This window comes from Roseococcus microcysteis (assembly GCF_014764365.1).
GTDB lineage: Bacteria > Pseudomonadota > Alphaproteobacteria > Acetobacterales > Acetobacteraceae > Roseococcus > Roseococcus microcysteis.
On record NZ_CP061718.1, the window covers coordinates 1,795,798 to 1,822,400 of the forward strand.

The window sequence follows — 26,603 nt, forward strand, 5'->3', positions numbered from 1 at the left end:
TGGACGGGTGTCGCGCCCCCGGAAGGGCACGCCCCGACCTTGTGATTGCAGGAAGGCTAGAACGGGCCGCCGACGGATTGCCAGCTTTCCGGTGGCTCAGCGCTGGGCGATCACATAGCCGCGCCGCGAGGGGTATTCATGGCCTTCCACCGGCGGGCGGGCCCGGCTCTCGACCAGGGTGAAGCCCGCCGCCCGCAGCGCCGCCTCCAATTCGCCGGGGGCGAAGAGGCGGAAGCCCAGCCCCACCTCCACGCCCCACATCCGCCCCGGCCGCAGCACGCCCTCGCCCAGATGGACCGCGGCGCGGAACTGCCCGCCTGGCCGCAGCGCGGCATGGCAGGCGGCGAGCGCGCGCGGCAGGTCCGAACCTTCCAGATGGATCAGCGAATACATGGCGAGCAGCCCAGCGAAGCGACCCGGCGCCGCGTCGAGCGCCCGCAGGTCCCCCACCTCGAAGCGCAGCCCGGGATGGGCGGCACGGGCGGCCTCCACCATGCCGGGCGAGAGGTCGAGGCCCAGCACCTCCGCGCCTTCTTCCGCCAAAAAGGCCGTGACGTGGCCTGGGCCGCAGCCCGCATCTCCCACCAGGCCGCGCCCGGCCATGGCGCGGGCGAAACCCCGCAGCCATTCGCGGTCCATGGGCTTGTGCGCCAGTTCGCCCGAAACCTCGCGCCGGTAGGCGGAGGCGAGGGCGTCGTAGTCGCGTGCGACAGGGTCCATGCGGCGCAGCCTGCCCCGGATACGCCCCGCGCGCACGCTTGACCGATGCTGCATCGCGGGATCATGGGTGGGGGAGATGATCCTCCCTTCGCCACAGCAGCTTCGCTACCTGACCGCCTTGGCCGAGCACGGGCATTTCGGGCGCGCGGCGGCGGCCTGCGCGGTGACGCAATCCACGCTCTCCGCCGGGCTGCTGGCGCTGGAACGGCAGCTCGACGCCGCGCTGATCGAGCGCGGGGCCTCGAAGCGCCCCGTCTTCACGCCCACGGGGCTGGAGGTGGTGGCACGCGCCCGCGTGGCGCTGGCGGCACTCGAGGCGGTGGCGGAAAGCGCTTCGGCGGGGCGCGACCCGCTCTCCGGGCCACTGCGCCTGGGCGTGATCCCGACCATCGGCCCCTTCCTGCTGCCGCGGCTGATGCCCGCGCTGCGCGCCGCCTTCCCGCGCTTGAAGCTCTACCTGCGCGAGGACATGACCGAGCGGCTGATGGCCCAGCTCGACGCCGGCAAGCTCGACCTGTTGCTGCTCGCCCTGCCCTGCGACTGCGCGGCGGCGGAGGTGGAGCCCATCGGCCGCGACCCCTTCCTGCTGGCCCTGCCCCCCGGCCACCGGCTGGCCTCCCAGCCCGAGGTGCGGCTCTGCGCCCTGGCCGCCGAGACGGTGCTGCTGCTGGAGGATGGCCATTGCCTGCGCGCCCAGGCGCAGGAGGCCTGCGGCCTGCCGCGTGGCCTCAGCGCCCATGAGGGCTTCGCCGCCACCTCACTGCACACGCTGGTGCAGATGGTGGCCGGCGGCCTGGGCGTCACGCTGCTGCCGCGCCTGGCCGCGGAGGGCGGCGTGCTGGCGGGCACGGAGCTGGTGCTGCGCCCCTTGGTGGCGGATGCGGCGGGCGAGGCCGTGCCGGCCCGCACCCTCGCCCTGGCCTGGCGGCCGCGCAGCCCCCGCGCGGGCGCCTTCCGCGACCTGGCGCGGGCCATCGCGCAGCGGCTGGAACCGGCCGCCGGCGTCTGATCCGCGAAGGCGGGAGCGCCGGAGCGCTGAATCCATCGCTCCAGATCACCTGCCGAACCCCACATAGCCCGCCCGCAACGCCGCCGCCCGCCCGTCGCGCGTCACGCCCCACAGCCCATTGTCCACCGACAGGCGCTGCCCGCCATCGCGCTGCACGGGGCGGATGTTGAGGTTGGCGCGGGAGCGGGTTTCCAGCCCCAGGAAGTCGAAGGGCACGCGCACATAGATGCCCTTGTCGAAGCTGCCCTCGCCGAAGTCGCGGAAGCGGACATTGGTGAGGGTGGCGAAGCCGCCCACCTCGATGCCGCTGTCGAAGCGCCGGCCGAGCTCGATGGTCCCGCCCCAGTCGCCCGCAAGATACCGCCCGGCCCGCAGCACGCCATAGAGGTTGTGCCAGGGCAGGTCCGCGTAGAGCGACACATGGCCGGTGGTGACGCTGTAGCCCAGCGTGTCGAAGAGCTGGCGGTAGCCGCGCTGGGCGACGTGTGCGACCTCCAGACCCACGGCCCAGGGGCGGTCCTGCGGGCGCCACAGGATTTCGGCCGAGATGCCGGCGAACATCGGTTCCAGATACCCGCCCGTGACGCGCGCGAAGACATCCGGCGCCGGGTTCCACAGCCGCTCCAGATACAGCGCCGGGATGGTGGTGGACCCTGCCCTGGCATAGCGCGCGAAGTCGCTGCGGACACGGGGCAGGACGGAATCGCTGGGCAGCCCACCGCCGAGATTGCCCGCGATGCGCTGCTCCACCGCGCCGGCCAGGCCCATGTTCCAGCCGAGCCCGATGCGCCCGCCCGCCGCGATGCCCGCCTGCCAGCGCACCGAGGTCTGCGGGTCACCCACCTGCAGGTTCAGGCGTGGCTCGATGCCCCAGCTGAAGCGCGGCGTGGCGGCGCGTGCCTCGCCCGGGCGGTGCTCCGCGGTGGCGGGCAGCAGGGTGGTGAGGGCGTAGATCTCCTCCGCGCTGCCCTGGTGTCGGCCCAGCGCCTCGAAGCCCGTCCGCAGCGTGACCAGGCGGGCGGTGACGGCGCCTTCATGCTCGAACACCAGGCGCAGGCGCTCGATTTCGGGCGGGAGGTGCGGCTGGGCGGCGCGGACCACGCGGGCGGTGGATTGCGCGAGGGTGCGGAAGGGGCCGCCCGCGACATGGATGCGCGCCTCCGCGCCCTCGAGGTCCAAGGCGAGCGGCGTGAAGCCCGCGGCACGCAGGGCGGGAAAGAGGCGCGCCGCCACCGCCGCGTTGCGCGGGCTGCCACCCGCGAGCCCCGCGCGCGCGCCGCCACCCACGCCGCCCGCCAGCGCAGCCATCAGCCGCACGGCGGGGGTGCCGGGGCGCGCAGCGACGGGCGGGGCGATGCTTTCCGCCACCGGCTCCGGCCGCGCCAGCATCGGCGGCGGGGGGCGGCGCGGCAGGTCGGGCGGGTCGTCGGGGTGCAGGCGCAGCGAGGCGCGCACCAGCAGGTCCGTGCCGTGCAGGAAGGAGAGGCCGAGGTCCAGATGCCGGTTGGGCTGCCATTGCAGCCCGGCATTGATGCGCGAGGCCGCATCCCCCCGCGCGTTGCGGCGCGGGCCCGGGAAACCGCCGCGCTCATCGCGCAGGGAGTCGGCGGAGTATTCGATCTTGGCGCGCAGCCCCTCGATCTCGCCCCAGGGGGTGGTGATGGGCGGGATGGAGTATTCCAGCCCCGCGAAGACCCCCACGCGCCCGCCCCGGAAGAAGGAATTGGCCGAGACGGTGCCGCCCGCCCCCACGCCGCGCGGGCGCGTGAGGAAGCGCGCGTCGAGCTGCCCCAGCGGGTTGGGGAAGTCCGCGCCCGTGGCGAGCCGCCCCCAGCCCAGCCCCACCGTCGCGTCCAAGCCCCAGAAGCGCTTGGAGGCCACGATGTATTCGCCCTGGTAGATGCCGGTGCCGATCAGGTCCTGCAGGCCGATGGCCAGCGCCGGCATCCATTCATCCTCTTCCCAGAGGCGCAGCTTCAGGTCGAAGGCGCGGTCATTGCTGGTGCCTCGGCCCAAGGTGGCGTTCAGGCGCTCGGTCAGGCGGAAGGTGGTCTCCAGATAGGGCAGCGCCTGGAAGTTCACCGTCCAGAAGGAGCGTTGGCGACGGATGGCGATGCCCGTCTCGATGGTGCCGTCCGGGCGGAAGCGGGCGTTCGGCATTTCCAGCAGGCCCACGCGGCCGAAATTGGAGCCGGTGGGCTGGAAGCCGTCCTGGGCGAGGGCGGGCAGCGGAAGCAGCCCCACAACCAGAGCGGCCCCGACAACCCACCGGCCGCAAGGCGGCCGGCGCGCCCAGACCGCCCTCATGGCCTGGCGCGCCAGCGCGCGGCGCGCCGCCAAGCGCGCGGCGCGCGCGCCCGGCGCCTGAGGGCGAAAAAAAGCTGTCATCTCCCCCGGGAGATGACAGCCAGCGCCGCCGCCGAAATCGCCACCTGGCTCGCGAGCTGGGTGATATCTCGGAGAAAGCCCCAGCGTTCGAAGGGCGAGGGGTCATTGGGCACGATCACCAGGCTGCCCGGCGGCACGGGCGGCCCGCCCTGCTGCCAGGCGCCCAGGCCGGCCGGCACCGCCTGGCCATTGGGCAGCACCAGGAAGGCGCGGCCCTGGTCGGCGAAGCGTTGCAGCCCGCCCGCCGCCTCGACATAGCGCGTCGCCCGCCAGCCCGAGGTGAATTGCAGCGAGCCCGGATTCTGCACCGCCCCCACCACCGTCACCTCATTGGGGCGCTTGGGCATCATGATCAGGTCGCCGGGCTCCAGCAGCACGTCGAGTTCGGGCCGCCCCGCCAGCACCACGGGGTTGGCCTCCACCACCATGCGCCCGGCGGCGCGGGCCTCACGCAATGCCGCCGCCATCTCGCGCCCGGCGGCGATGGCGCCCGAGACATCGGTCCCGCCCCCGCCCCGCCCGCTGCCGATCACGGCCTGGCCGGCCGCCATCTGGAGCAGCCCCTGCTCCATCTCGCGCGCCGTGCGCTGGAAACCCTCCTGCTGGCGGTTGCGGACACTCTCCCGCGTGAAGACGGCGCCATAGGGGTAGGCCTGGGGGGTGAGGCCGCCCGCACGGGCAATCACCTCCGACAGCCGCTCCCCGCGCCGGATTTCATAGACACCGGGGCGCAGGAACTCGCCCATCAGCGTCACCGGCCCGCTGTCGCGGTCGCCGAAGCCGCGCGGAATGCGGATGCCGTCGCGCGGCGACAGGCGCACGGCCGCGAAGTTGCGGCTGCGCAGGTCCAGCACCTGACGGCTGAGCGGGATGGCCGAGGTCTGGTCCGCCGGCTCCCGCGCCAGTTCCACCGAGGAGAGGTCGGCCGTGTCGGTCACATTGCCCGCGACCGCCAGCAGCGCGTCCAGCCCGGTGTTGTCCATGATGGGGTAGAGGCCAGGCAGCCCCGCCTCGCCCGAGAGCAGCACCGATTGGTCCAGCAGGAAGGCCAGCAGCCCCGGATGGTCCAGGAAGAGTTGCGGGCAGGGTATGGCGCCGATGTCCGGAAAACCCGCCACCCGCGCATGGGCGAAGCGCTGCGGTGAGGAGCGCGCGGCGACGGCCAGCTGCGTCAGCGCCGGGCATTCGAGACCCGGCTGCGGCTCCGGCACAGGCGGGCTGGCGAAGCCCGAGCCCCCGCGCGGCTGCGGCAGCGCGACCGGCAGGCCGGGGGCGGGGACGGCACCACCCACCTCGCCACGCAAGGCCCGCTGCACCGAGGGCGCGGCCAGCCAGGCAATGTCGGCCATCGAGATGATGATGACCTCGTCGCCCTCCGCCAGCGGCAAATTGGCCCGGCCTTGCAGCACGGCGGCGAGGTCGAAGGGCTGGAAGCGCCGGCCGCGCGTGCGGGGGTCCACGCGCTGGATCACGCCCATGCGCGCATAGGGGTCGGGCCGCACCATGCGCGAATCGGCCAGCAGCCCGCGCAAAGTGGCCCCACGCCCGCCCAGCGCGCGCGTGGTGGGCTGCACCACATGGCCCGAGAGGCGCAATTGCTGCGACTGCACGTCCGAGCCCGGCTGCACCAGCAGCGCATCGCCGCGGCGCAGGGGGCTGGTCAGGCTGATCTCGCGGAAGGCGCGGCGGCCCTCGGGGTCGGTCGTTTCCAGCAAATAGCGGTTGCCGGCGGGGCGCAGCGCGTCACCGGCGAAGCGCAGCATCTCGCCCAGGGGGGCGCTGGCGGCGCCGGCGGGCAGTTCATAGATGGCCGGGCGCGCCACCTCGCCGCCCAGCGCCACCACGCCGCCGATGGGGGGCACGAGGATGCGCTCGCCCTCGCGCAGGGAGAGATCGGGCGGCTCGCCCTCGCCCGCGATGACGGGGTAGAGGTCCACGCGCCGCCGCCCTTGGCCGCTCTCCACGCGGATGTTGCGCAGCGTGCCGGTGGGCCGCACGCCGCCCGCCGCCACCAGCGCATCCAGCACATTGCCGAGCGGCGAGAGGGTGACGACCCCCGGCCGCCCCACCTCGCCCCCCACGAAGACCGTCACCTGGCGCATCTGGCCCAGCGTGACGAAGACCTCGCTGCCCTGGAGCTCACGTTGGGCGCGGGATTCCAGTTCGCCCCGAAGGTCCCGCAAGGTTCGGCCCGCGGCGACGATGGGCAGCAGGTCGGGCAGGATCAACATGCCCTCGCGCGTCACGCGCAGGTTCAGGGTGCTGCGGGCGCGGCCGCGGAAGGCGATGATGACCTCGTCGTCGCGGCCGATGACGTAGTCATCCGGCGTGGCGCCGAAGCCCGGCGTGCCGGGTGGGCCGGCGGCGAAGCTGTCATAGCCGAATTGGCGCAGCGGCGTGGTCAGGCGGCCGGCGAAGAACTGCTCGACGGGCGAGAAGGGCGCCTCCGCCTGGGCGGGCGCGGCGGGGGTGGGCGCCTGGGTCCAGGCGGGCGGCAGGGTGGCGGGCGGCGCGGGGGGCGTGGCGGGGCCGGTGCCAAGCCCTGCGGCGGCGGTGCGCCCCCCATGGTCCGCCCCGCCCCGGCATCGAGCAGGCGTTGCAAAATCTCCTGCTGCGCGGCCGGCGGCAGGCCGGGTATGGGCGCGCCGCCCGGCAAGGTCTGCGGCAGCGGCGCGGACAAGTTCGGGGGCAGGCTGGGCGGGCCCACCAGCGCGGATTGCGCGATGACAGGTGCCGAAACCCCCCATATCAGGTTAAGAAGAAGCCATGTCCCAAAAACGGTGAACTTGAAGGGTGACACGACAACACTTTCTTTCCTGTTAAGGGCAATTCTTGCATGGAAATTGATGCCTGATGCAACCTTCGCGCGCGCCTTTCGCCGGCCCATGTCGCAATCCCTCTGGTTCCTGAGATTGAGCGCCGCGCGGCAGCTGGGCCTCAGGCCCGTCGCGCTGGCGCTGCTGGGCCGTGGGCCATGGGCGCGACGTCGGCTGCGGCGTGCCCTGCCCGGCCTCACCCACACCGACACGCTGGGCGAGGAGGATTTGCGGCCGCTGTGGGAGGCGCATCGCTGGGCCGGGCTGCCCGCCCTGGCCCTCGCCGGCCATGGCGCGCACGCCATGCAGGAGGCCCGCGCCTGGTTGGCGTCCCACCCGCCTTTTCGCGGCCCCCTCTGGCTGTGCGGGCAGGAAGCGGCGCTGCGGGCGCTGCACCTGCTGCTGGCGGCGCAGATCGCGCGGGTCCAGGCCCCGGCCGAGGTCGTCACGGCCCTGGCGCGCCGCATCGCCGCCAACCCCGCCTATGCCATGGCGCAGGACAACAACCACCCGATCAGCGAGGCCGCGGGGCTGATGCTCTGCGGGCTGAGCCTGGGTGACGCCACCATGGCCGCGCGCGGCGCGCGGCGCTTCGAGGCCTCGGTGGCGCGCCTCGTCCACCCCGATGGCAGCTTCGCCCAGCCCAGCCCCGCCTATCACCGCATGATGCTGGACGTGGCGGCCGTCACCGAATGGCTGCGCACCCGCATGGGCGGCCCGCCGCTGACACCCGAGGCGCGCGGGCGGCTGGGCGCCGCGACCGACTGGCTGGACCGCCTCACCTGCCGGCAGACGGGCGCCCTGCCCCGCATCGGTCACCAGGATGGCAGCTGCGTGGCCGACCTCTCGGGCTGCGGCCCCGATGACGCGCGCGGCAGCGTGGAGCGCGCGGCGCGGATGTTCTGCGACGCCACGGCGGGCTTCCCCGATGACCCCGGCTGCGCCGCGCTGGGCCTGCCCCGACCCGAATCACCGCTGTTCCGCGAGGCGCAGTGGCAAAGCCAGGGCTTCCTCGGCCGCAGCGCGGAGGGGGCGCGGGCCATCCTCCGCACCGGCCCGCTGCGCTTCCGCCCGGGCCATGCGGACCTTCTGCACCTGGACCTCTGGGACGGGCCGGCGAACCTGCTGCGCGATGGCGGCAGCTTCGCCTACAACCCTTCCGACCCGGCGCGGGCGGCCGCCTTCCAGGGCACGGCTGCCCACAACACCATCGGCTTCGACGGCGAGGACCAGATGCCGCGCGTCGGCACCTTTCTCTTCGCCCGCTGGCCCCGCACGGGGCCGCTGCCCGATGGCGGCTGGATGCGCGACCATCGCGGCCGCCGCCATGCGCGCGAGGTCACGGCCGAGGGGCGGGTCTGGACGGTGCGCGACAGCATCGCGGGCCCCCACCGTGAGGCCGTTCTCCGCTGGCGCCTTGCCCCCGGCGAATGGCGGCCGACCGAGACGGGCGTGGTCGGCCCCCTGGCGCGCATCGAGGTCACGGCCGACCAGCCGCTCCGCCACCGCCTGGTGATGGGCGAGGAAAGCCTCGCCTATGGCCAGGCCTCGCCCGCGCCGGTTCTGGAGGTGGCGCTGGGCCCCGGCCCCGCCCGGATCGAGACCCGCATCACCCTGCCCTGACGCTTTCGGTTGCATTTACCTTAGCGAATGGAGTTATTTCACCCCCGGTTGGTCGGGCCACCCGGCCTGGACGGGGTGTTGTGGGCCTGGATGATGTGCTCCGGGGACTTTGGCGTTTGCGCGGGCGGTTACTCCTCCTGGGCGCGATCACCTATGTCCTGTTGGCGACGCTCATTTGGCTTTGGCCGCAAAGCCATGTGGCGCGGCTGGTCGTGGCCCCGGCCGAGACCACCGGCATCGCCACCTCCGCCCTGCTGACGCCGGCGCCCTTCCTCCAGCCCTCTCTTCTGGACCAGCGGCCGGGCGGCAATTTCGCCGTCTATCTTGCCGCGCTCCGCACGCCCGAGACGGCGCAGGCCGTGGCGCGCGACACCGCCATCCTGGCGGCGCTCACCGAACGCCGCGCCGCGCCGCCGCTGGGGCCGGTGCGGGAATGGCTCGGCCTGCGCATCGAGGCCGATGTGGATGACGTGCAGGCCTATCTGGAGCGCAACCTGGCGGCCACCGCCTCGCTCACCTCCGTGACCTGGACGCTGGACCTCGTCCACCGCGACCGCGCGCTCGCGCTGGCGATGCTGGAGCGCATCCATGCCGCGGCCGAGGCACGGGTGCGCGAGACGCTGGCCGAACTCGCCTCGCGCCGCATCCTGGCGCTGGAGGCGCGGCTGCGCACGGAGCAGGACCTGTTCCTCCGCAACACCCTGCACGAGCTTCTGGCGCAGCAGCAGCGCGCGGCGCTGGTGGTGGCGGCGGATGAGGCGGCGGCGGCGCGCCTTGTCTCACCGGCCGCCGCCGCGCTGCGGCCCTCCGTGCCCAACCGGCCGCTGCTGCTGGCGCTGCTGGCGGTGGGCGTCACGCTGGCCGGGTTGCTGGGCGCCACGGCGCTGCTGCTGCTGCGTGGGCCGGCCCCACGCCCCGCGCCCAACCTCGCCACCTGGCCACCCGGCCCCGTCCTGCGGCGCGAACCCGCGCTGACGCGCGGCCGCGCCGACCGCGCGGGATGAGCGCGGGCCTCGCCCTCTTCGCGGGGGTGGCGGGGGCGGTGCTGCACTTCGCCGGCGCGCTGAAGGCGGTGGAGCCCCTGGCGCGGCTGCCGGTGGACCTGACCGTGCTGGCGCTGGCCGCGACATTGGCGGGGTTGGTGCTGCTGCTGGCGACGCGCGAGGTGGTGCTCTCGCCCTGGCTCGGCCCGCCCTTGCTGGGCTGCGGGCTGCTCTGGCTGTGGTGGGTGGTGGCCTCGGCCTGGAGCCCCTGGCCCGCCGGCGCCTCCGAACGCCTGCGTGACATCCTGCTGCTGGGGCCGTTCATGCTGGCGTCCGGTCTGCTGCTCGGCGCCGATGCCCGCGCGCGGGCGGGCTTCATGGCGGCCACCATCGCCATCGGGCTGCTGGTCGGGCTGTCGGTGGCGCTGGGTCTCTGGCGCGGCAGCCTGGTTCTGGGCGGCGAAATAGGGCGCGACCCAACGCGGCTGCGCGTCGCCTACCAGATCGTGGGGCTGGCGCTGGCCTGCGCCGGCGGGCTGGTGGCGCTGCGCTTCACCCAGTCGGCGGGCCGGGCGCGGATCGGCTGGGGGCTGGTGCTGCTGCTGCTGGGCGCGCTGGCGCTGCTGCCGGGGGGGCGGGCGGCCTTCCTGGCCTTGCTCGTCTCCGTGGCGGCGGGGCCGGCGCTGCTGTTCCTGTTGCAGGGGCGGCTTGGCGCCGCGGCGCTGTGGCTGGGGGCGGTGGGCGTGGCGGGGGGCGCGGGGCTGGCGGCGCTCTGGGTGCTGCCGGCGCTGTCCGACCAATTGGCCACGCTGGAACGCCTGCTGCGGCCCGGCCCCGCGCTGGACAGCGCCCGCGGGCAGCTCTGGACCGAGGCCTGGCGGCTGGGTGGCTGGGCCGGGCTTGGGCCGGGCGGCTTTCCGCCGGCCATCGGGGTGGGGCTGGATCGCGGCCTGCACCCGCACAACCACGCGCTGGAGGCGCTGGTCGAGGGCGGCGCCGTCGGGCTGCTGCTCTGGGGCCTCACCTTCCTCGGCGCCACCGGCGTGGCGCTGCGGCTGGCGCTGCGTGTGGCGCCGGTGCGGGCAGCGGAAGTCTTCGCCATAGGGTTGCCGGTGGCGCTCTCGGCCATGGTCTCGACCGATCTGGGCAACCGGATGGTGTGGTTCACCCTGGGCCTCGCCCTCTCGCTGGGGGTGGAGGCGCGGGCGCGCCACGCCCTGCCCCGCCATGTATAGCGCGGTCGGCAAGCGGCTGCTCGATGTGACGGGGGCGGCGCTGCTGCTGTTGTTGCTGTCGCCGGTCCTGGCGGCGGTGGCCCTGCTGGTCTGGTGGCGACTGGGCCGGCCCGTGCTGTTCCGGCAGGAGCGCGCGGGGCAAGGCGGCGTGCCTTTCACCCTGTGGAAGTTCCGCAGCATGCGCGATGGAACCGGCAGTGATGCCGAGCGCCTGACGCCGCTCGGCCGCGCCCTGCGGGCCACCGCGCTGGATGAGCTGCCGCAGCTGGTGAACGTGCTGCGCGGCGAGATGAGCCTGGTCGGCCCCCGTCCCCTGCCGCCGGCCTATACCCCCCGCTACACCCCCCGCCAGGCGGAACGGCTTCGCGTGCGCCCGGGTCTGTGCGGCCTGGCGCAATCCATGGGCCGCAACGCCGTGCCCTGGGAGGAGCGGCTGGAATGGGATGCGCGCTATGCCGCGCGCGTCACGGCCTGGGGCGATGCCGTCATCATCCTGCGCTGCGCGGCGGTGCTGCTGCGCGGCCGCGGCGTGGCGGCGGAGGGCCACGCCACCATGCCGGAATTCAGAGGCGATTCCAGAGAGGGTCCTTGAGCTTGCCCAGAAAGGCCGCGTGCGCCGCCGCGCGCTCCTCCGGGACCTGGATGGGGCGTGGGGTGCGCGGGGCGGCGGCCTCCGTCGCCTGCACCAGCGCGGCCGCCGCGAAGGGCGCCGCACCCAGCGTCAGGCCAAGCTGCCGGCCGCCGCGCAGTTCCAGATAGACCTGGGCCAGCAGGCGCACGTCCAGCAGCGCGTTGTGGGTGGTGCGTTCGCTCAGATCAATTTCGAAGCGGCGGCACAGCGCGTCCAGGCTGTTGGGCGCGCCGGGGAAGCGTTCGCGGGCCAGCGCCAGGCTGTCCACCATGCGCGCGGCGTCGAGCGGCGGGCGGCCGGCGCGCACCAGCTCGGCGTCCAGGTGCTTGAAGTCGAAGGGCGCGTTGTGGGCGACGATGGGGCTGTCGCCCAGGAAGGCCAGCATCGCGTCCATCTGCGCGGCGAAGAGCGGCTTGCCCTCCAGGTCCGCACGGGTGAAGCCATGGATGCGCGAGGCCTCGGGCGGCACGTCGCGCTGCGGGTCAATGATGGCGTGGTAGAAGCGGCCCGTGGGCAGCAGGTTCATCACCTCGATGGCCGCGACCTCGATGACGCGGTGGCCTTCGCTGGGTTCGAAGCCCGTGGTCTCGGTGTCGAGGATGATCTCCCTCATCGCGCATCCTTCACGAGGCGCCGCACCGCGGCCTGGGCGTGGTGGCGCGACAGGCCGGTGCGGATGACATGGGTGGCCCGGCGGCGCTTCTGGGCGTCGGGCATCTGGCGGGCGAGGATGGCGTCGAGCCTTTCGGGCGTCATGCCGCCGCGCGCCAGCACGCGGGCGCGCTGCACGCGGGCGGGGGCGGAAACGACCAGGATGGCGTCGAACTCCCGCAGATCCCGCCGCGTCTCGAACAGCAGGGGGATGTCCAGCACCACCAGCGAAGCGCCGCGCGCCCGCGCGCGGGCCAGGAAGCGGCGCTGCTCGTCGCGCACCAGCGGGTGGACGATGCGCTCCAGCCGGGTCAGCGCCGTCGGGTTGCCGAGGACGGCGCGGCGCAGCGCCTCGCGGTTCACGCCCTGGGCGTTGGTGGTGCCGGGGAATTCGGCCTCAATGGGGCGCACGGCGCGGCCGCGCGGGCCTTGCAGGGCATGCACGGCGGCGTCGGCATCGAAGACCGGCACGCGCAGGCGGCGGAAGGCGGCGGCGGCGGTGGACTTGCCCATGCCGATGCTGCCGGTGAGGCCCCACACCTTCATCGGGCGGGGATGTCCGCGGCGAGCATGTCGAAGAGCGCCTGGTCCACCTCGGGCATCACGCCGAACCAGGCCTCGAAACCCGGCCGCGCCTGGTGCAGCAGCATGCCGAGGCCACCCACGGCGCGCAGGCCGCGGGCGCGGGCGGCGGCGAGCAACGGGGTTTCCAGCGGCACATAGACGATGTCCGCCACCAGGGCGTGGGGTGGCAGCGGGGCGAGGTCTAACTCCAGCGGCGGCTGGCCGGCCATGCCGAGGCTGGTGGCGTTCACCAGCAGGGCGGCGCCGTCGAGCGGGGGCGCCTCGGCCACCTCCACCGGGCCGCCCAGGGCTTCGGCCAGCGCCTCCGCCCGCGCGCGGGAGCGGTTGACCAGCGTGACGCGCGGCGCCCCCGCATCGAGCAGCGCGGCCGCGATGGCCCGCGCCGCCCCGCCCGCGCCCAGCACCACGGCCGGGCCCGAGGCGGCGTCATAGCCGCCCAGCGAGGCGAGGAAGCCAAAGCCATCCGTGCAGTCGCCGGTGATGCGGCCGTCCGCGAAGACCAGCGTGTTCACGGCCCCGGCGCGGCGGGCGCGGTGCGTCACCTCGTCGCAGAGGGCGAAGGCGGCTTCCTTGTGCGGGATGGTCACGTTCATGCCGCGAAAGCCGCAGGCGGCGAGTGCGCGAACGCATTCGGCGAAGCGCTCGGGCGGGATGGCCAGCGGGACATAGGCGGCATCCAGCCCATGCGCCGCGATCCAGTGGTTGTGCATGCGGGGCGAGCGCGAATGCGACACGGGCCACCCCGCCACCCCCGCCAGCCTGGCCTTGCCAGAGATCAACGCACCCTCCCAGAACCAGCGCGCCCAAACAAACGGCCCGCGTGCAAACCGGCCGCGGCTTTGCCGTGGCCGGCACGAACCCTGCCAGGATCAACGCCGATTCGGGGCCCCCGGCAAGGCGCCGAAGGCGACTTGTTGGGGATAGGGCGCCCCCACGAAAGCGCGCAGCGATTTCGTGGGGATTAAATGATCGCCGAGGGCACCAGCGTCGCCTGCATGGCGGCGCAAAGAACCTCCGAGCCATCCTCGGCCCGCATCCAGACCTCCGCCCGCGCCACCGTCAGCGTCCGGCCGGGCTTCAGCACCTCGGCGCGGGCAATGGCCATCACGCCGCGCGCCGGGCGGAGGAAATTCACCTTCAGTTCGGCCGTCAGCACCTCCTGCCCCGGCGGCAGGAGGGAGAGGGTGGCATAGCCGCAGGCATTGTCGGCCAGCGTGGTCAGCACGCCCGCATGCAGGAAGCCCTGCTGCTGGGTCAGCGTCTTGCGGAAGGGCGCCTCGATGGTGCAGCGGCCGGGGGCGACCTCGCTGATGCGCGCCTCGATCACGCGCATCAGGCCCTGCTGCGCGAAGCTCGCATCAATGCGCTTCTGCATCTCGGAAAACGGCATGCCCTCAGAGCCTCCAGCCCGTGTGGATGGCGACGATGCCGCCGGAAAGGTTGCGGTGCGCCACGCGCTCCAGCCCCGCCGCCTCCATCTTGCGGGCCAGCGTGGCCTGGTCGGGGAAGGTGCGGATGCTCTCGGCCAGATAGCGATAGCTCTCGCTGTCCTTGGCGATACGGCCACCGATGGCCGGCAGCGCCTTGAAGGACCAGGCGTCGTAGAGGGGCGCCAGCGCCGCGATTTCCAGCTTGGAAAACTCCAGGCAATGGAACCGCCCGCCCGGCCGCAGCACGCGCCGCACCTCGCGCAGCACCGCGTCCTTGTCGGTGCAGTTGCGCAGGCCGAAGGCCATGCTGACCTTCTCCACGCTGCGGTCCGGCAAAGGCAGGTGCTCGGCATCGGCGCAGAGGAAGGAGAGGCCATGGGCGAAGCCCCGCTCCAGCGCGCGCCCCTGCCCCACCTGCAGCATCTCGGCATTGATGTCCGAGCAGATGACGCGCCCCGCGCCGGCCTTGAGCGCCAGGAAGCTGATATCCCCGGTGCCGCCCGCGAGGTCGAGCAGCGTCTCGCCCGGCCGCGGCTGGATGGCGTTGATGAAGATGCGCTTCCAGACGCGATGCACGCCGAGCGACATGAGGTCGTTCATCACGTCGTAGCGAGGGGCGACGCTGTCGAAGACCTCCCGCACCAGGGTGGCCTTTTCCTCGGCCGGGACGGTCTTGAAGCCGAAATCGACGGTGGGCGTGTCGGTCATGCCGGGGATATAGCGCGCGGGGCCGAACTGCACCATGAGGGGCGCACGCGCGAAGGAGGCCCGCCATTCCCGAATTGCCCGAAGTCGAGACCGTCATGCGCGGACTTGCCGCCGTTCTGGAGGGCCAGGTGATCCGCATGGCGGAGCTGCGCCGGCCCGACCTGCGCTGGCCCCTGCCCGCGCACCTGGCCGCCACGCTGGCGGGCGCGCGGGTGGAAGGGTTTCGCCGGCGTGGCAAATACATGCTGATGCGGCTGGAGGGGCGCGATAGCGTGCTGATCCACCTCGGCATGTCGGGCCGGATGGTGGCGCGGCACCGCGACGCGCCCTTCGTGCCCCGGACGGGCCCACAGGGTGCCGCGTCGGACGCGCGCGGCCACAACGCGCCACCCGAAGCCCATGAGCACCTGGTGATGGAGACCGAGGGCGGCTGGCGCGTGGGCTTCGTGGACCCCCGCCGCTTCGGCAGCCTCGACCTCGTGCCGCGCGAGGCCGAGGACAGCCACAAGCTGCTGGCGGGGCTGGGGCCGGAACCGCTGGAGGAAGGCTTCACCATCGCCGCGCTGGAGAAGGCGCTGGAAGGCCGCTTCACCCCCATCAAGGCCGCGCTGCTGGACCAGAAGACGGTGGCCGGCCTCGGCAACATCTATGTGTGCGAGGCGCTGTTCCGCGCGGGCATCTCGCCGCGCCGGCTTTCGGCCACCATTCCAGGTGCGCGGGCCGCGCGGCTGCATGGCGCGATCCAGGCCGTGCTGCGCGAGGCCATCGCGGCCGGGGGCTCCAGCCTGCGCGACTATGTCCGCGCGGATGGCGAGGTGGGGCGCTTCCAGGACCGCTTCGACGTCTATGACCGCGAGGGCCAGCCCTGCCGCGACTGCCCCGGCCCGCCCCGCTGCCCCGGGATCACGCGGCTTGTGCAGTCCGGCCGATCCACCTTCTACTGCCCCAAACACCAGCGTTGAGGACCGCCCACATGGCGTATGACATGATCCTGACCGAGACGGAGGGCGCCACCGCCCTCATCCGCCTCAACCGCCCCAAGGCGCTGAACGCGCTGTGCGACCAGCTGATGCGCGAGCTGGGCGAGGCGCTGCGCGCCTATGACGCGGACCCCGCCATCGCCGCCATCATCATCACGGGCAGCGAGCGGGCCTTCGCCGCCGGCGCCGACATCAAGGAGATGCAGGCCCGCACCTACCCGGATGTGTATTTCGAGGACTTCATCACCGCGAACTGGGAGGTGGTGCCCACCATCAAGAAGCCCGTCATCGCGGCGGTTGCGGGCTTCGCGCTGGGCGGCGGCTGCGAGCTGGCCATGATGTGCGACATGATCATTGCGGCCGACACGGCGAAGTTCGGCCAGCCCGAGATCAACCTCGGCATCATCCCCGGCGCCGGCGGCACCCAGCGGCTGACGCGGGCCGTGGGCAAGGCCAAGGCCATGGACCTGGTGCTGACCGCCCGGATGATGGACGCCGAGGAGGCCGAGCGCTGCGGCCTGGTCGCCCGCGTGGTGCCGGCCGACCAGCTGCTGGACGAGGCGCGCAAGGTCGCCGCCAAGATCGCGAGCCTGTCGGCCCCCTCCGTCGCCATCGCCAAGGAAAGCGTGAACCGCGCCTTCGAGACGACGCTGGCCGAGGGCGTGCGCTTCGAGCGCAAGATCTTCTATTCCCTCTTCGCGACGGAGGACCAGAAGGAGGGCATGGCCGCCTTCGCCGAGAAGCGCGCGCCGAACTTCCGCAACCGCTGAGTTGGCCCGCCGGCCGCTCCCGGGTTGACGTTGCGGGGGGGCCGGCGTAAGACCGTGCCTCGCGCAGCGGCGGCCTCGCCTTCGCTGCTCCATCCTTTTCACTTGACATAGAGCGATAGCCCGCCCGCCCATGGCCAACAACGCTTCCGCGCGCAAGCGCATCCGTCAGACCGCGAAGCGCACCGAGCGCAACCGTATGCGCCGTTCGCGCGTGCGCACCTTCCTGCGCAAGCTGGAACTGGCCATCGCCACCGCGGACAAGCCCAAGGCCGAGGCCGCGTTCCGCGAGGCCCAGCCTGAGATGCAGCGTGCCGTGACCAAGGGCGTGCTCCATCAGAACACCGTGGCCCGCAAGCTCTCGCGGCTTTCGGCCCGGATCAAGGCGCTCAGCGCCGCGGCCTGAGGCCTGCCCTCAAAATAACCAGCTGTTGTGCGGCTGAAGGGGATTTCCCCTTCGGTCCGCATTACTGCGTCCGCATGCCTTCGTGACAGTGGTGTTTCTATGCCACATGTGTCGCTCTGTTTCAGAGTCCCGCGAAGTGACGTTCACTTCTTGAGCCGGACTCAGTTACTGTTGCACGCAAGGTGAAAGGCGGGTGGGCCCTACGGCCCTCGGGGCCCGGATAGGTTGCAATTGGTTCTCCGGGATTCGCCTCCCGGAAGGTTGTGCGGAAACATCTCCGCGGTGGAGAGGCAGAGGTCGGGAATGAATCACGAAGCCGGCGAACTCCCCCCGAATGCCGGGAAGGCCGCCACGGCCTGGGCCAAGGTTCGCAGCCGCCTCCGCCAGGAGGTGGGCGATGTGGAGTATCGGACCTGGCTGCGCCAGCTCACCCTCTCGGGCCTGGAGGGGGATGTCGCGCATATCACCCTTCCCACCCGCTTCCTGCGTGACTGGGTGCGCGACCATTACGGCGACCGCCTGCGCGTGCTGTGCCAGGCCGAGATGGGCGGCGTGCGCCGCGTGGAATTGCGCGTGGCGGCCGAGGCGCCGGAGCTGGTGCAGGAGGCCGTGGCCGCGCCCGCCTCGCCCCCCGGTCTCGCCGAGAGCCTGAGCCCCCCGCCCGCCGCACCCGCCGCCGCCGAGGGCGGGAAGAATGACTGGCTGGTGCCGCTCGACCCGCGCTTCACCTTCGACAGCTTCGTGGTCGGCAAGCCCAATGAATTCGCCCATGCCTGCGCCCGCCGCGTCTCCGAACGCCCGGCCCAGGCGGGGTTCAACCCGCTGTTTCTCTATGGCGGGGTGGGGCTGGGCAAGACGCATCTGATGCACTCGATCGCCTGGTCCCTGCGCGAGCGCGAGGCGGAGCTGCAGATCGCCTACATGTCCGCCGAGAAGTTCATGTACCGCTTCATCAATGCGCTGCGGACGCAGAACATCATGGAGTTCAAGACGCAGCTGCGCTCGGTCCATGTGCTGATGGTGGACGATTTGCAGTTCCTGATCGGCAAGGACAACACGCAGGAAGAGTTCTTCCACACCTTCAACGCGCTGATCGACGCAGGCAAGCAGATCATCATCTCGGCCGACAAGGCGCCGAATGATCTCTCGGGCATCGAGGACCGGCTGCGGACGCGCCTCTCGGGCGGCATCGTGGCCGATTTGCACGCCACCACCTATGAACTGCGCCTGTCCATCCTCCAGGCCAAGGCGGCCCATGCGGGGGTGGAGGTGCCGGCGCGGGTGCTGGAATTGCTGGCGCGCAAGATCGCCTCCAATGTCCGCGACCTGGAAGGCGCGCTGAACCGGATCGTGGCGCATGCCCGCCTCTTCGGCCGGCCCATCACGCTGGAGAGCGTGCCCGAGGTGCTGTCGGACATCCTGCGCGCGCATGACAAGCGCCTGTCCATTGACGACATCCAGCGCAAGGTGGCCGAGCACTACAACATCCGCCTGACCGAGATGGCCTCCGCCCGCCGCTCCCGCGCCGTGGCGCGGCCGCGCCAGGTGGCGATGTACCTGGCGAAGCAGCTGACCTCGCGCTCCCTGCCCGAGATCGGCAAACGCTTCGGTAACCGCGACCACACCACGGTGCTGCACGCGGTGAACAAGATCACGGAATTGATGCAGGAAGACCCGACCTTCGCGGAGGACGTGTCCCTGCTGCGCAAGATGCTGGAGATGTGACCATGGCGCTTCCCCCCCTGCTGCTTCTCGGTTGCGGCAAGATGGGCGGGGCCATGCTGTCGGGCTGGCTCGAACAGGGGCTGCCGCCCGAGACGGTGGTGGTCGAGCCCCATGCGCCCGCCATGGCGGGTTTCGCCGGGCGCGTGCGCCATGTCGCCACCACCGCCGAAATCCCGGCGGGTTTCCAGCCCGCCGCCGTCATCCTGGCCACCAAGCCGCAGGAGGCGCCGGTGGCCATCCCCGCGCTGGCGCCCTTCGCCCGGCCGGAGGTGGTGTTCCTCTCCATCATGGCGGGCAAGACGGTGGCGGGGCTCTCCGCGCTGCTCGGCCCCGAGGCCCGGGTGGTGCGCGCCATGCCCAACACGCCCGCCGCCGTGCGCCAGGGCTTCACCGTGGGCTTCGCGGGCCCTGGTGTGGAGGCGGGCCAACGCGACCTCTGCGACCGGCTGCTCTCCGCCATCGGCGAGGCCGCCTGGGTGGAGGATGAGGGCATGATTGACGCCGTCACCGCCGTCTCGGGCGGCGGGCCGGCCTATGTCTTCCTGCTGGCCGAGGTGATGGAGGCCGCCGCCCTCGACCAGGGCCTGCCGCCCGACCTTGCCCGCCGCATGGCGCGCGCCACGGTCGCGGGTTCCGGCGCCCTGCTGGGCGCGAGCGACCAGGATGCAGCGGCGCTGCGCCGGGCCGTCACCAGCCCCAAGGGCACGACGGAACGCGCGCTGGCCGTGCTGATGCGCGAGGGCGCCCTGCCCGAGCTGATGCGCGAGGCCATCGCCGCCGCCACCGCGCGCTCCCGCGAATTGGCGGGCTGAAGCGCGCTGCTGTCACGCAGCCTCCCCCGCCATGATCGAGAGCGGGCTTCCGCGTTTTCGGTCATGCCACGTCAATACATCCCACGCTAAAGAGGCGGCGGGCCTACTCCGCACGCCTGCCACCGGCGCCCCAGATCATCAGCCATTTGGCCGGCCAGACCCAGATAATCCCTGCCACAACGTAATAAACTGTCTGAACGGCCCAGTGCGCCAGCACCACATGATCGCCCAGCGCAACCACTGCCAAAATATACAAAACAAATCCGACGACGCCGATCAGGATGGCGAGAGAGGTGCGTGACATGGTGTTGACCTGATCTCCTGCGGAACATTGCCATAAAGCGGTGGGCGAGCTTGCGAATTACTGGCGGGGCGGCGTAGTCTTGCCGGAGGCGAATTCCTGCGCGGTCCGTCTCGGACCGCCCGCCGAGCACCGAAGAAAGCCGTGACAGAGCTCAGCGATCCCCTCATTTCTGCTGAGCGAACATGCCGTTGAATTCGGCTGCGTTTGAGAGGGCTTTGGCAAAGGCCTGGATCAGCGGCGCGAGCCTGTGCTCGGGCATGTTCGGGATCAGTTCGTAGAGCATGCAGCCCTGGCGGAACAGCGAATGGCTTCGGGTCTTCGATGTGTTTGACTTGAGTTGGCGGTCCATCCCCAGGCTCTCTCCGACGGTGCCGAGCAGCGTCAGCAGCGCCATGGCGAAGGCGCTGACCAGCAGCAACCGGTCCCGTCGCATGGGCTCACCGACACGCGTCGCCGACAGCCCCATGCCGAAGCGCAGGTCCTTGGTGTCGCGGAACTGCGGCTCGATGGTCCAGCGCCGGGCATAGTGGTTGACCAGCATGGCCGCCGTCGCCTCGGGGTCGCTGGCCGCCAGGCACCAAGGCTCCTTCATGCCCCTGGCATGCACGCACACCACCGCACCCACCGGCTGGCCCTGCGCGGTCACCCGCGCATCGCGCAGCTTGCGGGCGCGGCCGCCCTTGCCCACCCACTCGGCCGCGGGCCGGGTCTCGCCGGCGGCATCGGTGACGTGGATGTTGCCGCGGAAGCGGATGACGTAGCCGAAGCCCAACTCGGCCAGGAACGCGAACAGCTTTTGGTCGCCGAAGCCGCGGTCGGCCAGGATCGTCGCCCGGCAGTCCGGCGGCAGCGTCTCGGCCAGGCGACGCAGGCAGGCGTCCTCATAGTCGTTGCGCCGGTCGGCCAGTTCCTCCTTCCAGACGGAAAGCCAGATCAGCGGGGCCGCCCGGCCATGGCCGGTGACCAAGCTCAGCACCAGGGTCGACTGGCCGTCATGGGCAAACTCGGTCCAGTCCATTGCCACCAGGATGTCGGGACGGGGGCCCACCTGCTGCGGCACCCAACGGGCGAAGCTGTCCCACACGTCGATGCCGGCGTTGCTCATCAGCCGGTCGACCTGCTTGACCGCGTGCTTGGTCGAAAGGCCTCGGGCCTGCGCCAGCGCCTGGCCGATCAGCGACACCGCGAGCGATGCGCCGGCCATCACGCCCAGCGTCGCGCCGGCCAGGGCATCAACCCGCTTGGCGTGCAGATCAGGCCCGTAGACGCCGCCAATGAAGGCACGGACATCCTCAAGCCGCCCACCTGTCCGACCCCGCTCCACCATGTCCATGCTCCAAACCGACCAAGCTTGGAACAGCTACAGAACCCCGCCGAATCGGCGCCAGAACCGCGTCACCGGAAATGAGGGATTCTTGCAGAGAGCGAACTCAAGCGCCACATCCGTGGCATCCCGGATTTTCCCAAGCCCGGAATCCTCTTCTACGACATCTCGACCTTGCTCAGGAATGCGCAAGCCTGGAAGGCCGCCATGGCGGCCATGGCGGAGCGCATCACCCCGCACCGCCCCCAGGTGCTGGCTGGCATCGAGAGCCGCGGCTTCCTGCTGGCCGCCCCGCTGGCGCTCGAACTCGGCCTCGGCTTCATCATGCTCCGCAAGCCGCGCAAGCTGCCGGGCGAAACGATCGGCCTGGACTACGCGCTGGAATACGGCACCGACCGGATCGAGATGCAGGCCGACGCCATCACCCCCGGGCAGCGCGTGGTCCTGCTCGATGACCTGCTGGCCACCGGCGGCACCATGGCGGCGGGCGTGGCCCTGCTGCGCCAGGCCGGCGCCGAGGTGCCCGCCGTCGCCGCCATGCTGGAGCTGACCTTCCTTGGCGGAAGGAGGCGCCTCGATGTCCCCGTCGAAACCCTCCTCGCCTACGACGAATAGCGCCCCCCCGCGGGCTCCGGCCCCGCCGGAGATCCGCCGGGACGCGGGCGGCAACGCCTATCTGGACGGCAGTGGCAACGCCATCTCGGCCGCTGGGCTGGATGGCGTGCTGGCGCTCGCCATCGCGGCCGCGCCCACGGGCATCACTCTCGCCGACCCCTCCCTGCATGACTGCCCCATCGTCTTCATGAACCCGGCCTTCGCGCAGATCACCGGCTACTCGGCCGAGGAGGTGCTGGGCCGCAACTGCCGCTTCCTCCAGGGCAAGTCCACCGAAGTCACGGCCGTGCGGGCGTTGCGCCGCGCCATCGCGGACCGCAAGCCCGTGACAGTGGAATTCACCAACCACCGCCGCGACGGCCGCCGCTTCACCAATGAGCTGCGCCTCTCGCCCGTCTTTGACGCGGCGGGCACGCTGCTGGCCTTCGTGGGCATCCAGCACGATGTCACCGCCCGCAAGCGCGCCGAGAAGGAGGCCGCCAAGGCCCGCCGCGCCGCCGAACGCGCCAGCCAGGAAAAGAGCGACTTCCTGGCCTTCACCAGCCACGAGGTCCGCACGCCGCTGCATGGCGTCATGGGCACGCTCTCCCTGCTGCTGGACACGCCGCTCGACGCCGAGCAGCGCGCCTATGCCGAGACCGCGCGCCGCTGCGGCGCCACCCTGCTGCAGACCGTGAACGAGCTGCTGGACCTGTCGCGCATCGAGGCCGGCAAGCTCGACATCCACCCCGCCCCCTTCAGCCTGGCCGACATCGTGAAGGATGTGCTGGACCTGCTGGCCCCGGCGGCGGCCGAGAAGGGCATCGAGCTGTCGGCCAGCCTGGACCACCTGCTGCCCGCGCAGCTGGTCGGCGATGCCATGCGCATCCGCCAAGTGCTGATGAACCTGGCGGACAACGCGGTGAAGTTCACCCATCGCGGCAGCGTGGAGCTGCGCTTGGCCGCCCTGCCCGAAGGCCATGTGGGCTTCGCCGTGACCGACACCGGCATCGGCATCCCGCCCAAGCTGCGCCAGAAGCTGTTCACCCGCTTCACCCAGATCGGCGCGGGGGGCGATCAGCCGGGATCGGGCCTGGGGCTCGCCATCTGCCAGCGGCTGGTGTCGCTGATGGGCGGACAGATCGCGGTGGACAGCACGCCCGGCCGCGGCAGCACCTTCTTCTTCGACCTGCCCCTGCCGCCCGTGCCGGCCTCGGGCGCACCGCCCAGCCGCCTCGCCCCCCGGCGCGAGGTGGCCACGCCGCCCAGCCTGGCCCATGGGCGCATCCTGCTGGCCGAGGATGGCAAGGCCAACCAGCTGGTCGCCGTCGCGATCCTGCGCAAGGCCGGCTACACGGTGGAGCTGGCACGCGACGGGGCCGAGGCCGCCGCCTGCGCCGAATCCGGCGATTACGACCTGATCCTGATGGATCTGCGCATGCCGCTGATGGATGGCTATGCCGCCACCCGTGCCATCCGCGCCATCCGTGGCCCGCGCGGCCGGGTGCCCATCATCGCCATGACCGCCAGCGTGATGCCCGACGATGCCGAGCGCTGCCTGGAGGTCGGCATGGATGGCCACCTGCCCAAGCCGCTGGACCGGCTGGAATTGCTGCGGGCGGTGGAGCGCGTCATCGCAAGCCGCCCCCGCCGCCCCCTGCCGGCCATGGCCGAGCCCGGGCCGCAGATCCAGGCCCCGCTGCTGGACCGCGAGACGCTGGAGGAATTGCGCGCCGCAGTGGGGCCGGGCCGTCTGCCCCGCCTCATCAGCGTCTTCGCCGCCGAAACCAAGGACCGCGTGCGCCGCATGCACGGGCTGACGGACCCCGCCCGGGTGGAGGATGAGGCGCACAGCCTCAAGGCCTCGGCCGCCACCTTCGGCGCCATCGCCCTGCGCGATGCGGCACGCGACCTGGAAGAAGCATGTCGCCGGGCCGACCAGCCCGCCTGGCGCCAGATCCTGGACATCCTGCCCGGCCTCGCGGAGCGCAGCATCGCCGCCTTCCCGATGGCGCGGGGCGAAGGCCGGGGGCGGATTTCGGAAGAGGGCGGCGCGGAGTAGGGCTGCTACCCGCGCCCCGCCATGGCCCGCAGCCGCGCCGCGAGGGCCTCCAGCTCTTCCAGCGCCTCCACCACGCCGGGCACCTCGGGCGCCGACGGGGCTTCAGGCTCGCCCTCGGCCAGCAGGCGCTGCACGCCCTTGATCGTGTAGCCCTCGGTGTAGAGCAGGCCCGAGATGCGCCGCAGCAAAGCGAGATCCTCCGGCCGGTAGTAGCGCCGGCCCCCGCCCCGCTTGAGCGGCTTGAGCTGGGGGAATTTGGTTTCCCAGAAGCGCAGCACATGCTGCGGCACGTTGAGCTGTTCTGAAGCCTCGCTGATGGTGCGGAAGGCCTGCGCGGATTTGCGGGGCCGCGCACGGGAATCGGGTTCGGCGGTCTCGCTCATGTTCGGGCGGTCTCGCGCGGGACGGGCGTGCCATTGATGCGCGCCTTGAGCACCTGGCTCGGCCGGAAGGTCAGCACGCGGCGGGGGAGGATGGGCACCTCCACCCCGGTCTTGGGGTTGCGGCCGATGCGCTGGCCCTTCTCGCGCAGCAGGAAGGTGCCGAAGCCCGAGATCTTCACCGTCTCGCCCGATTCCAGCGTGGAAGAGATGCGCTCCAGCACGGCTTCCAGCAGGTCGGCGGATTCATGCCGCGACAGACCCACCTCGGCATAGATGGCTTCCGCCAGCCCGGCCCGCGTCAAGGTTTCCATGGTGCCCCACCCACAAGTGCCTGTCCTTGAAACAAAGCCAGGACTGGGCGGGCGCGTCAATCCGTTTCGCAATAACGCAGCATTGTTCAGCCCCCGCAAATTTACGCAAGGGCATCAGAAGCGGACCAGCGCCGCGCCCCAGGTCAGCCCGCCGCCGATGGCCTCCAGCAGCACCATGTCGCCGGGGCGGATGCGCCCCTCGCCCACGGCCTCCGCCAGCGCCAGCGGCACCGAGGCGGCGGAGGTGTTGGCGTGGCGGTCCACCGTGACCACCACGCGCTCCGGTGGCAGGCCGAGCTTCTTTCCCATCGCCTCGATGATGCGGATGTTGGCCTGGTGCGGGACCAGCCAATCCACCTCGGCGCGGGTCAGGCCATTGGCGGCCAGCGCTTCCTCCACCACGGAGGCCAGCTTCGTGACGGCGTGCTTGAACACCTCGCGCCCCGCCATCCGCAGGGGCCCGCCCGTGCCCTCGACATAGAGGATGTCCGAATGCCGCCCATCGGCGTGCAGATGGGTGGAGAGGATGCCGCGTTCGTCCGCGCGGTCTTCGGCACGGAGGAACACCGCGCCCGCGCCATCGCCGAACAGCACGCAGGTGCCGCGGTCCGTCCAGTCCATGATGCGCGAATAGACCTCGGCGCCGATGACCAGCGCGCTGCGCGCCTGGCCCGCGCGCAGCATCGCATCGGCGATGGAGAGCGCGTAGATGAAGCCGGTGCAGGCCGCCGAGACGTCGAAGGCGAAGCCGCCCTCCATGCCCAGCTCGCGCTGGATATGCGCGGCGGTGGAGGGGAAGGCGTTGTCGGGCGTGGCCGTGGCCACGATCACCATGTCCACCTCGGCGGCGGTCGCACCCGCCTGGGCCAGCGCCCGGCGCGCGGCCTCGGCGCCGAGGCTGGTGCAGGTCTCACCCGGCCCCGCGATGTGACGGCGGGTGATGCCGCTGCGCTCGCGAATCCATTCATCGCTGGTGTCGAGGCCGTGGCGCGCGGCCAGGGCCGCATTGTCCAGCACTTGCGCGGGCAGGCAGCCGCCGCACCCCAGGATCACGGAACGAAGGGGCATGTTGGCGTATCAGTCCTGCCGGGCGACGAGGGGGGGTGTCTCAGGGGCGAGGCGCGAGAGGCTCTCGCGGATCTGCTGGGTGAAGCCATGCGTCACCATGTCCATGGCGACGTCCACGGCATGGGCGAAACCCTTGGCATCCGTGCCGCCATGGGACTTCACCACGACGCCGTTGAGGCCGAGCAGGATGGCGCCGTTGTAGCGGCGCGGGTCCATCCATTCGCGCAGGCGTTCCAGCGCGGGCCGGGCCAGCAGGTAGCCCAGGCGCGCGGGAATGGAGGAGGTGAAGACCTGTTTCAGCAGCCCGCCCATCAGCTTCAGCGCGCCCTCGCCGGTCTTGAGCGCGACATTGCCGGTGAAGCCGTCCATCACCACCACGTCCACCGTGCCGGCCGCGATGTCATGGCCCTCGATGAAGCCGTGGAAGTTCAGGCCCGTGCTGCCGCCGCGCAGCACCTCGGCCGCCTGGCGCACGCGCTCATCGCCCTTCAGCTCCTCGCTGCCGACATTCATCAGGCCGATGGAGGGGGCGGGCAGGCCCAGCACCGCGCGGGCGAAGGCATCGCCCATGATGGCGAATTCGACCAGATTACGCGCGTCGCATTGCACATTGGCGCCGAGGTCGAGCATGACCACGTCGCCACGCGAGGAAGGCGCGATGGCCGCCAGCGCCGGCCGCCCGATCTCGGGCATGGTCTTCACGACGATCTTGGCGAGCGCCATCAGCGCGCCGGTGTTCCCGGCGGAGACGACGCCCGCGGCCTCACCGGCCGCGACGGCGTCAATGGCCAGCCGCATGGAGGAGTTCCGGCCCTGGCGCAGCGCCTGGGTCGGCTTCATGTCGCCCGGAATGGCGTCCGGCGCGTGGCGGATGGCGCAGAGCTTCGCCGCCCCCGGCCGCGTGGCCAGCAGCGGCGTCAGCTTCGCCTCGTCGCCCACCACCAGGAAACGGGCCTGCGGGTGACGTTCCGCGGCCAGTTCCAGCCCGTCCAGGACGGATTGCGGGGCGTGGTCCCCACCCATCGCGTCAATGGCGAGGGAGAAACGCCGGAGGCTCCCCTCAGCGGGTGTGGCCACATTCACCGCAG

Annotated in this window: 26 protein-coding genes; 12 read left to right on the forward strand and 14 right to left on the reverse strand. The window is 72.0% G+C overall.

Annotated elements, in window-relative coordinates; genetic code table 11:
• Positions 1 to 96 precede the first annotated feature (96 nt).
• Positions 97 to 720 carry a class I SAM-dependent DNA methyltransferase gene (locus ICW72_RS08625; RefSeq protein ID WP_191085819.1) on the reverse strand — a complete coding sequence of 208 codons (624 nt, stop codon included), beginning with the start codon at positions 718 to 720 and terminating at the stop codon, positions 97 to 99.
• A 76-nt stretch (positions 721 to 796) separates the two neighbouring features.
• Between ICW72_RS08625 and ICW72_RS08630 the strand changes: the two genes are divergently transcribed.
• Positions 797 to 1,729 (forward strand): hydrogen peroxide-inducible genes activator, encoded by a 933-nt coding sequence (locus ICW72_RS08630; protein ID WP_191085820.1) that lies wholly within the window; start codon positions 797 to 799, stop codon positions 1,727 to 1,729.
• A 45-nt stretch (positions 1,730 to 1,774) separates the two neighbouring features.
• On the opposite strand, the gene ICW72_RS08635 is transcribed toward ICW72_RS08630, so the two are convergent.
• Both ICW72_RS08635 and ICW72_RS08640 read right to left on the reverse strand, forming a co-directional pair.
• On the reverse strand, positions 1,775 to 3,973 hold the full coding sequence (locus tag ICW72_RS08635) for a YjbH domain-containing protein (RefSeq protein WP_223880924.1): 2,199 nt from the start codon (positions 3,971 to 3,973) through the stop codon (positions 1,775 to 1,777).
• Positions 3,974 to 4,113: 140 nt separating this feature from the next.
• Positions 4,114 to 6,864, reverse strand: coding sequence for a polysaccharide biosynthesis/export family protein (locus ICW72_RS08640; protein ID WP_191085822.1), 2,751 nt, complete (start codon positions 6,862 to 6,864; stop codon positions 4,114 to 4,116).
• Between the two features lie 138 nt (positions 6,865 to 7,002).
• Between ICW72_RS08640 and ICW72_RS08645 the strand changes: the two genes are divergently transcribed.
• The 4 genes from ICW72_RS08645 to ICW72_RS08660 all read left to right on the forward strand — a co-directional run bounded on the left by ICW72_RS08645 (position 7,003) and on the right by ICW72_RS08660 (position 11,366).
• A complete protein-coding gene (locus ICW72_RS08645) occupies positions 7,003 to 8,556 on the forward strand; it encodes a heparinase II/III domain-containing protein (RefSeq protein WP_191085823.1) in 1,554 nt (517 codons plus the stop codon).
• A 161-nt stretch (positions 8,557 to 8,717) separates the two neighbouring features.
• Positions 8,718 to 9,560 (forward strand): hypothetical protein, encoded by an 843-nt coding sequence (locus tag ICW72_RS08650; RefSeq protein ID WP_191085824.1) that lies wholly within the window; start codon positions 8,718 to 8,720, stop codon positions 9,558 to 9,560.
• Positions 9,557 to 10,774: an O-antigen ligase family protein gene (locus tag ICW72_RS08655; protein WP_191085825.1), complete on the forward strand. Its 1,218-nt coding sequence runs from the start codon at positions 9,557 to 9,559 to the stop codon at positions 10,772 to 10,774. The genes ICW72_RS08650 and ICW72_RS08655 overlap by 4 nt, the downstream gene beginning before the upstream one ends.
• Positions 10,767 to 11,366: a sugar transferase gene (locus ICW72_RS08660; protein ID WP_191085826.1), complete on the forward strand. Its 600-nt coding sequence runs from the start codon at positions 10,767 to 10,769 to the stop codon at positions 11,364 to 11,366. The genes ICW72_RS08655 and ICW72_RS08660 overlap by 8 nt, the downstream gene beginning before the upstream one ends.
• Here the strand turns inward: ICW72_RS08660 and dnaQ are convergent.
• From dnaQ to ICW72_RS08685, 5 genes are all read right to left on the reverse strand, one after another.
• Complete coding sequence (dnaQ, locus tag ICW72_RS08665) at positions 11,338 to 12,018, reverse strand: DNA polymerase III subunit epsilon (protein ID WP_191085827.1); 681 nt, start codon at positions 12,016 to 12,018, stop codon at positions 11,338 to 11,340. The two genes, ICW72_RS08660 and dnaQ, sit on opposite strands and share 29 nt — an antisense overlap.
• Entirely contained in the window at positions 12,015 to 12,602 is a 588-nt protein-coding gene (gene coaE / locus ICW72_RS08670; RefSeq protein WP_191085828.1) for a dephospho-CoA kinase, read from the reverse strand. The genes dnaQ and coaE overlap by 4 nt, the downstream gene beginning before the upstream one ends.
• Positions 12,599 to 13,420, reverse strand: a complete 822-nt coding sequence (locus ICW72_RS08675) for a shikimate dehydrogenase (RefSeq protein WP_191085829.1) — start codon at positions 13,418 to 13,420, stop codon at positions 12,599 to 12,601. The genes coaE and ICW72_RS08675 overlap by 4 nt, the downstream gene beginning before the upstream one ends.
• Before the next feature lie 182 nt (positions 13,421 to 13,602).
• Positions 13,603 to 14,031 (reverse strand): PaaI family thioesterase, encoded by a 429-nt coding sequence (locus ICW72_RS08680; RefSeq protein ID WP_191085830.1) that lies wholly within the window; start codon positions 14,029 to 14,031, stop codon positions 13,603 to 13,605.
• A gap of 4 nt (positions 14,032 to 14,035) precedes the next feature.
• Entirely contained in the window at positions 14,036 to 14,779 is a 744-nt protein-coding gene (locus ICW72_RS08685) for a class I SAM-dependent methyltransferase (protein ID WP_191085831.1), read from the reverse strand.
• A 65-nt stretch (positions 14,780 to 14,844) separates the two neighbouring features.
• On the opposite strand from ICW72_RS08685, the gene mutM reads away from it, so the two are divergent.
• The 5 genes from mutM (at position 14,845) to proC (ending at position 19,469) form a co-directional block, all read left to right on the forward strand.
• Positions 14,845 to 15,741 (forward strand): bifunctional DNA-formamidopyrimidine glycosylase/DNA-(apurinic or apyrimidinic site) lyase, encoded by an 897-nt coding sequence (mutM, locus tag ICW72_RS08690; RefSeq protein WP_191086191.1) that lies wholly within the window; start codon positions 14,845 to 14,847, stop codon positions 15,739 to 15,741.
• An 11-nt stretch (positions 15,742 to 15,752) separates the two neighbouring features.
• On the forward strand, positions 15,753 to 16,529 hold the full coding sequence (locus tag ICW72_RS08695; protein ID WP_191085832.1) for an enoyl-CoA hydratase: 777 nt from the start codon (positions 15,753 to 15,755) through the stop codon (positions 16,527 to 16,529).
• A gap of 130 nt (positions 16,530 to 16,659) precedes the next feature.
• A complete protein-coding gene (gene rpsT / locus ICW72_RS08700) occupies positions 16,660 to 16,932 on the forward strand; it encodes a 30S ribosomal protein S20 (RefSeq protein WP_184386521.1) in 273 nt (90 codons plus the stop codon).
• 303 nt (positions 16,933 to 17,235) lie between these two features.
• On the forward strand, positions 17,236 to 18,657 hold the full coding sequence (dnaA, locus tag ICW72_RS08705; protein WP_191085833.1) for a chromosomal replication initiator protein DnaA: 1,422 nt from the start codon (positions 17,236 to 17,238) through the stop codon (positions 18,655 to 18,657).
• 2 nt (positions 18,658 to 18,659) lie between these two features.
• A complete protein-coding gene (gene proC / locus ICW72_RS08710) occupies positions 18,660 to 19,469 on the forward strand; it encodes a pyrroline-5-carboxylate reductase (RefSeq protein ID WP_191085834.1) in 810 nt (269 codons plus the stop codon).
• A gap of 103 nt (positions 19,470 to 19,572) precedes the next feature.
• On the opposite strand, the gene ICW72_RS08715 is transcribed toward proC, so the two are convergent.
• Complete coding sequence (locus ICW72_RS08715) at positions 19,573 to 19,773, reverse strand: DUF2842 domain-containing protein (protein WP_191085835.1); 201 nt, start codon at positions 19,771 to 19,773, stop codon at positions 19,573 to 19,575.
• Between the two features lie 163 nt (positions 19,774 to 19,936).
• Positions 19,937 to 21,100: an IS4 family transposase gene (locus tag ICW72_RS08720; RefSeq protein ID WP_191086069.1), complete on the reverse strand. Its 1,164-nt coding sequence runs from the start codon at positions 21,098 to 21,100 to the stop codon at positions 19,937 to 19,939.
• An 84-nt stretch (positions 21,101 to 21,184) separates the two neighbouring features.
• Here ICW72_RS08720 and ICW72_RS08725 point away from each other — a divergent pair, with 84 nt between their 5' ends.
• Together ICW72_RS08725 and ICW72_RS08730 are read left to right on the forward strand one after the other, a co-directional pair.
• A complete protein-coding gene (locus tag ICW72_RS08725) occupies positions 21,185 to 21,712 on the forward strand; it encodes an adenine phosphoribosyltransferase (RefSeq protein ID WP_191086192.1) in 528 nt (175 codons plus the stop codon).
• Positions 21,675 to 23,753: an ATP-binding protein gene (locus ICW72_RS08730; protein WP_191085836.1), complete on the forward strand. Its 2,079-nt coding sequence runs from the start codon at positions 21,675 to 21,677 to the stop codon at positions 23,751 to 23,753. Before ICW72_RS08725 ends, ICW72_RS08730 begins: the two co-directional genes overlap by 38 nt.
• A 5-nt stretch (positions 23,754 to 23,758) precedes the next feature.
• Here ICW72_RS08730 and ICW72_RS08735 read toward each other — a convergent pair whose 3' ends face one another.
• From ICW72_RS08735 to plsX, 4 genes are all read right to left on the reverse strand, one after another.
• Positions 23,759 to 24,136 (reverse strand): MerR family transcriptional regulator, encoded by a 378-nt coding sequence (locus ICW72_RS08735; protein WP_191085837.1) that lies wholly within the window; start codon positions 24,134 to 24,136, stop codon positions 23,759 to 23,761.
• A complete protein-coding gene (locus ICW72_RS08740) occupies positions 24,133 to 24,447 on the reverse strand; it encodes an integration host factor subunit alpha (RefSeq protein WP_191085838.1) in 315 nt (104 codons plus the stop codon). Before ICW72_RS08740 ends, ICW72_RS08735 begins: the two co-directional genes overlap by 4 nt.
• A 114-nt stretch (positions 24,448 to 24,561) precedes the next feature.
• Positions 24,562 to 25,515, reverse strand: coding sequence for a beta-ketoacyl-ACP synthase III (locus tag ICW72_RS08745; protein ID WP_191085839.1), 954 nt, complete (start codon positions 25,513 to 25,515; stop codon positions 24,562 to 24,564).
• Between the two features lie 9 nt (positions 25,516 to 25,524).
• A complete protein-coding gene (gene plsX / locus ICW72_RS08750) occupies positions 25,525 to 26,598 on the reverse strand; it encodes a phosphate acyltransferase PlsX (RefSeq protein WP_269749845.1) in 1,074 nt (357 codons plus the stop codon).
• Positions 26,599 to 26,603: the final 5 nt, after the last annotated feature.

What these genes read in the sequence shown, in the direction of transcription:
- dnaA (WP_191085833.1), top strand. Translation starts at nt 17,236, where the DNA reads ATGAATCACGAAGCCGGCGAACTCCCCCCGAATGCCGGGAAGGCCGCC.
- dnaQ (WP_191085827.1), bottom strand. Translation starts at nt 12,018, where the DNA reads ATGAGGGAGATCATCCTCGACACCGAGACCACGGGCTTCGAACCCAGC.
- ICW72_RS08630 (WP_191085820.1), top strand. Translation starts at nt 797, where the DNA reads ATGATCCTCCCTTCGCCACAGCAGCTTCGCTACCTGACCGCCTTGGCC.
- ICW72_RS08720 (WP_191086069.1), bottom strand. Translation starts at nt 21,100, where the DNA reads ATGGTGGAGCGGGGTCGGACAGGTGGGCGGCTTGAGGATGTCCGTGCC.
- ICW72_RS08715 (WP_191085835.1), bottom strand. Translation starts at nt 19,773, where the DNA reads ATGTCACGCACCTCTCTCGCCATCCTGATCGGCGTCGTCGGATTTGTT.
- ICW72_RS08660 (WP_191085826.1), top strand. Translation starts at nt 10,767, where the DNA reads ATGTATAGCGCGGTCGGCAAGCGGCTGCTCGATGTGACGGGGGCGGCG.
- ICW72_RS08735 (WP_191085837.1), bottom strand. Translation starts at nt 24,136, where the DNA reads ATGAGCGAGACCGCCGAACCCGATTCCCGTGCGCGGCCCCGCAAATCC.
- proC (WP_191085834.1), top strand. Translation starts at nt 18,660, where the DNA reads ATGGCGCTTCCCCCCCTGCTGCTTCTCGGTTGCGGCAAGATGGGCGGG.
- ICW72_RS08685 (WP_191085831.1), bottom strand. Translation starts at nt 14,779, where the DNA reads ATGACCGACACGCCCACCGTCGATTTCGGCTTCAAGACCGTCCCGGCC.
- ICW72_RS08695 (WP_191085832.1), top strand. Translation starts at nt 15,753, where the DNA reads ATGGCGTATGACATGATCCTGACCGAGACGGAGGGCGCCACCGCCCTC.
- ICW72_RS08640 (WP_191085822.1), bottom strand. Translation starts at nt 6,864, where the DNA reads ATGGGGGGTTTCGGCACCTGTCATCGCGCAATCCGCGCTGGTGGGCCC.
- ICW72_RS08680 (WP_191085830.1), bottom strand. Translation starts at nt 14,031, where the DNA reads ATGCCGTTTTCCGAGATGCAGAAGCGCATTGATGCGAGCTTCGCGCAG.
- rpsT (WP_184386521.1), top strand. Translation starts at nt 16,660, where the DNA reads ATGGCCAACAACGCTTCCGCGCGCAAGCGCATCCGTCAGACCGCGAAG.
- ICW72_RS08740 (WP_191085838.1), bottom strand. Translation starts at nt 24,447, where the DNA reads ATGGAAACCTTGACGCGGGCCGGGCTGGCGGAAGCCATCTATGCCGAG.
- ICW72_RS08730 (WP_191085836.1), top strand. Translation starts at nt 21,675, where the DNA reads ATGTCCCCGTCGAAACCCTCCTCGCCTACGACGAATAGCGCCCCCCCG.
- coaE (WP_191085828.1), bottom strand. Translation starts at nt 12,602, where the DNA reads ATGAAGGTGTGGGGCCTCACCGGCAGCATCGGCATGGGCAAGTCCACC.
- ICW72_RS08745 (WP_191085839.1), bottom strand. Translation starts at nt 25,515, where the DNA reads ATGCCCCTTCGTTCCGTGATCCTGGGGTGCGGCGGCTGCCTGCCCGCG.
- ICW72_RS08625 (WP_191085819.1), bottom strand. Translation starts at nt 720, where the DNA reads ATGGACCCTGTCGCACGCGACTACGACGCCCTCGCCTCCGCCTACCGG.
- ICW72_RS08645 (WP_191085823.1), top strand. Translation starts at nt 7,003, where the DNA reads ATGTCGCAATCCCTCTGGTTCCTGAGATTGAGCGCCGCGCGGCAGCTG.
- ICW72_RS08655 (WP_191085825.1), top strand. Translation starts at nt 9,557, where the DNA reads ATGAGCGCGGGCCTCGCCCTCTTCGCGGGGGTGGCGGGGGCGGTGCTG.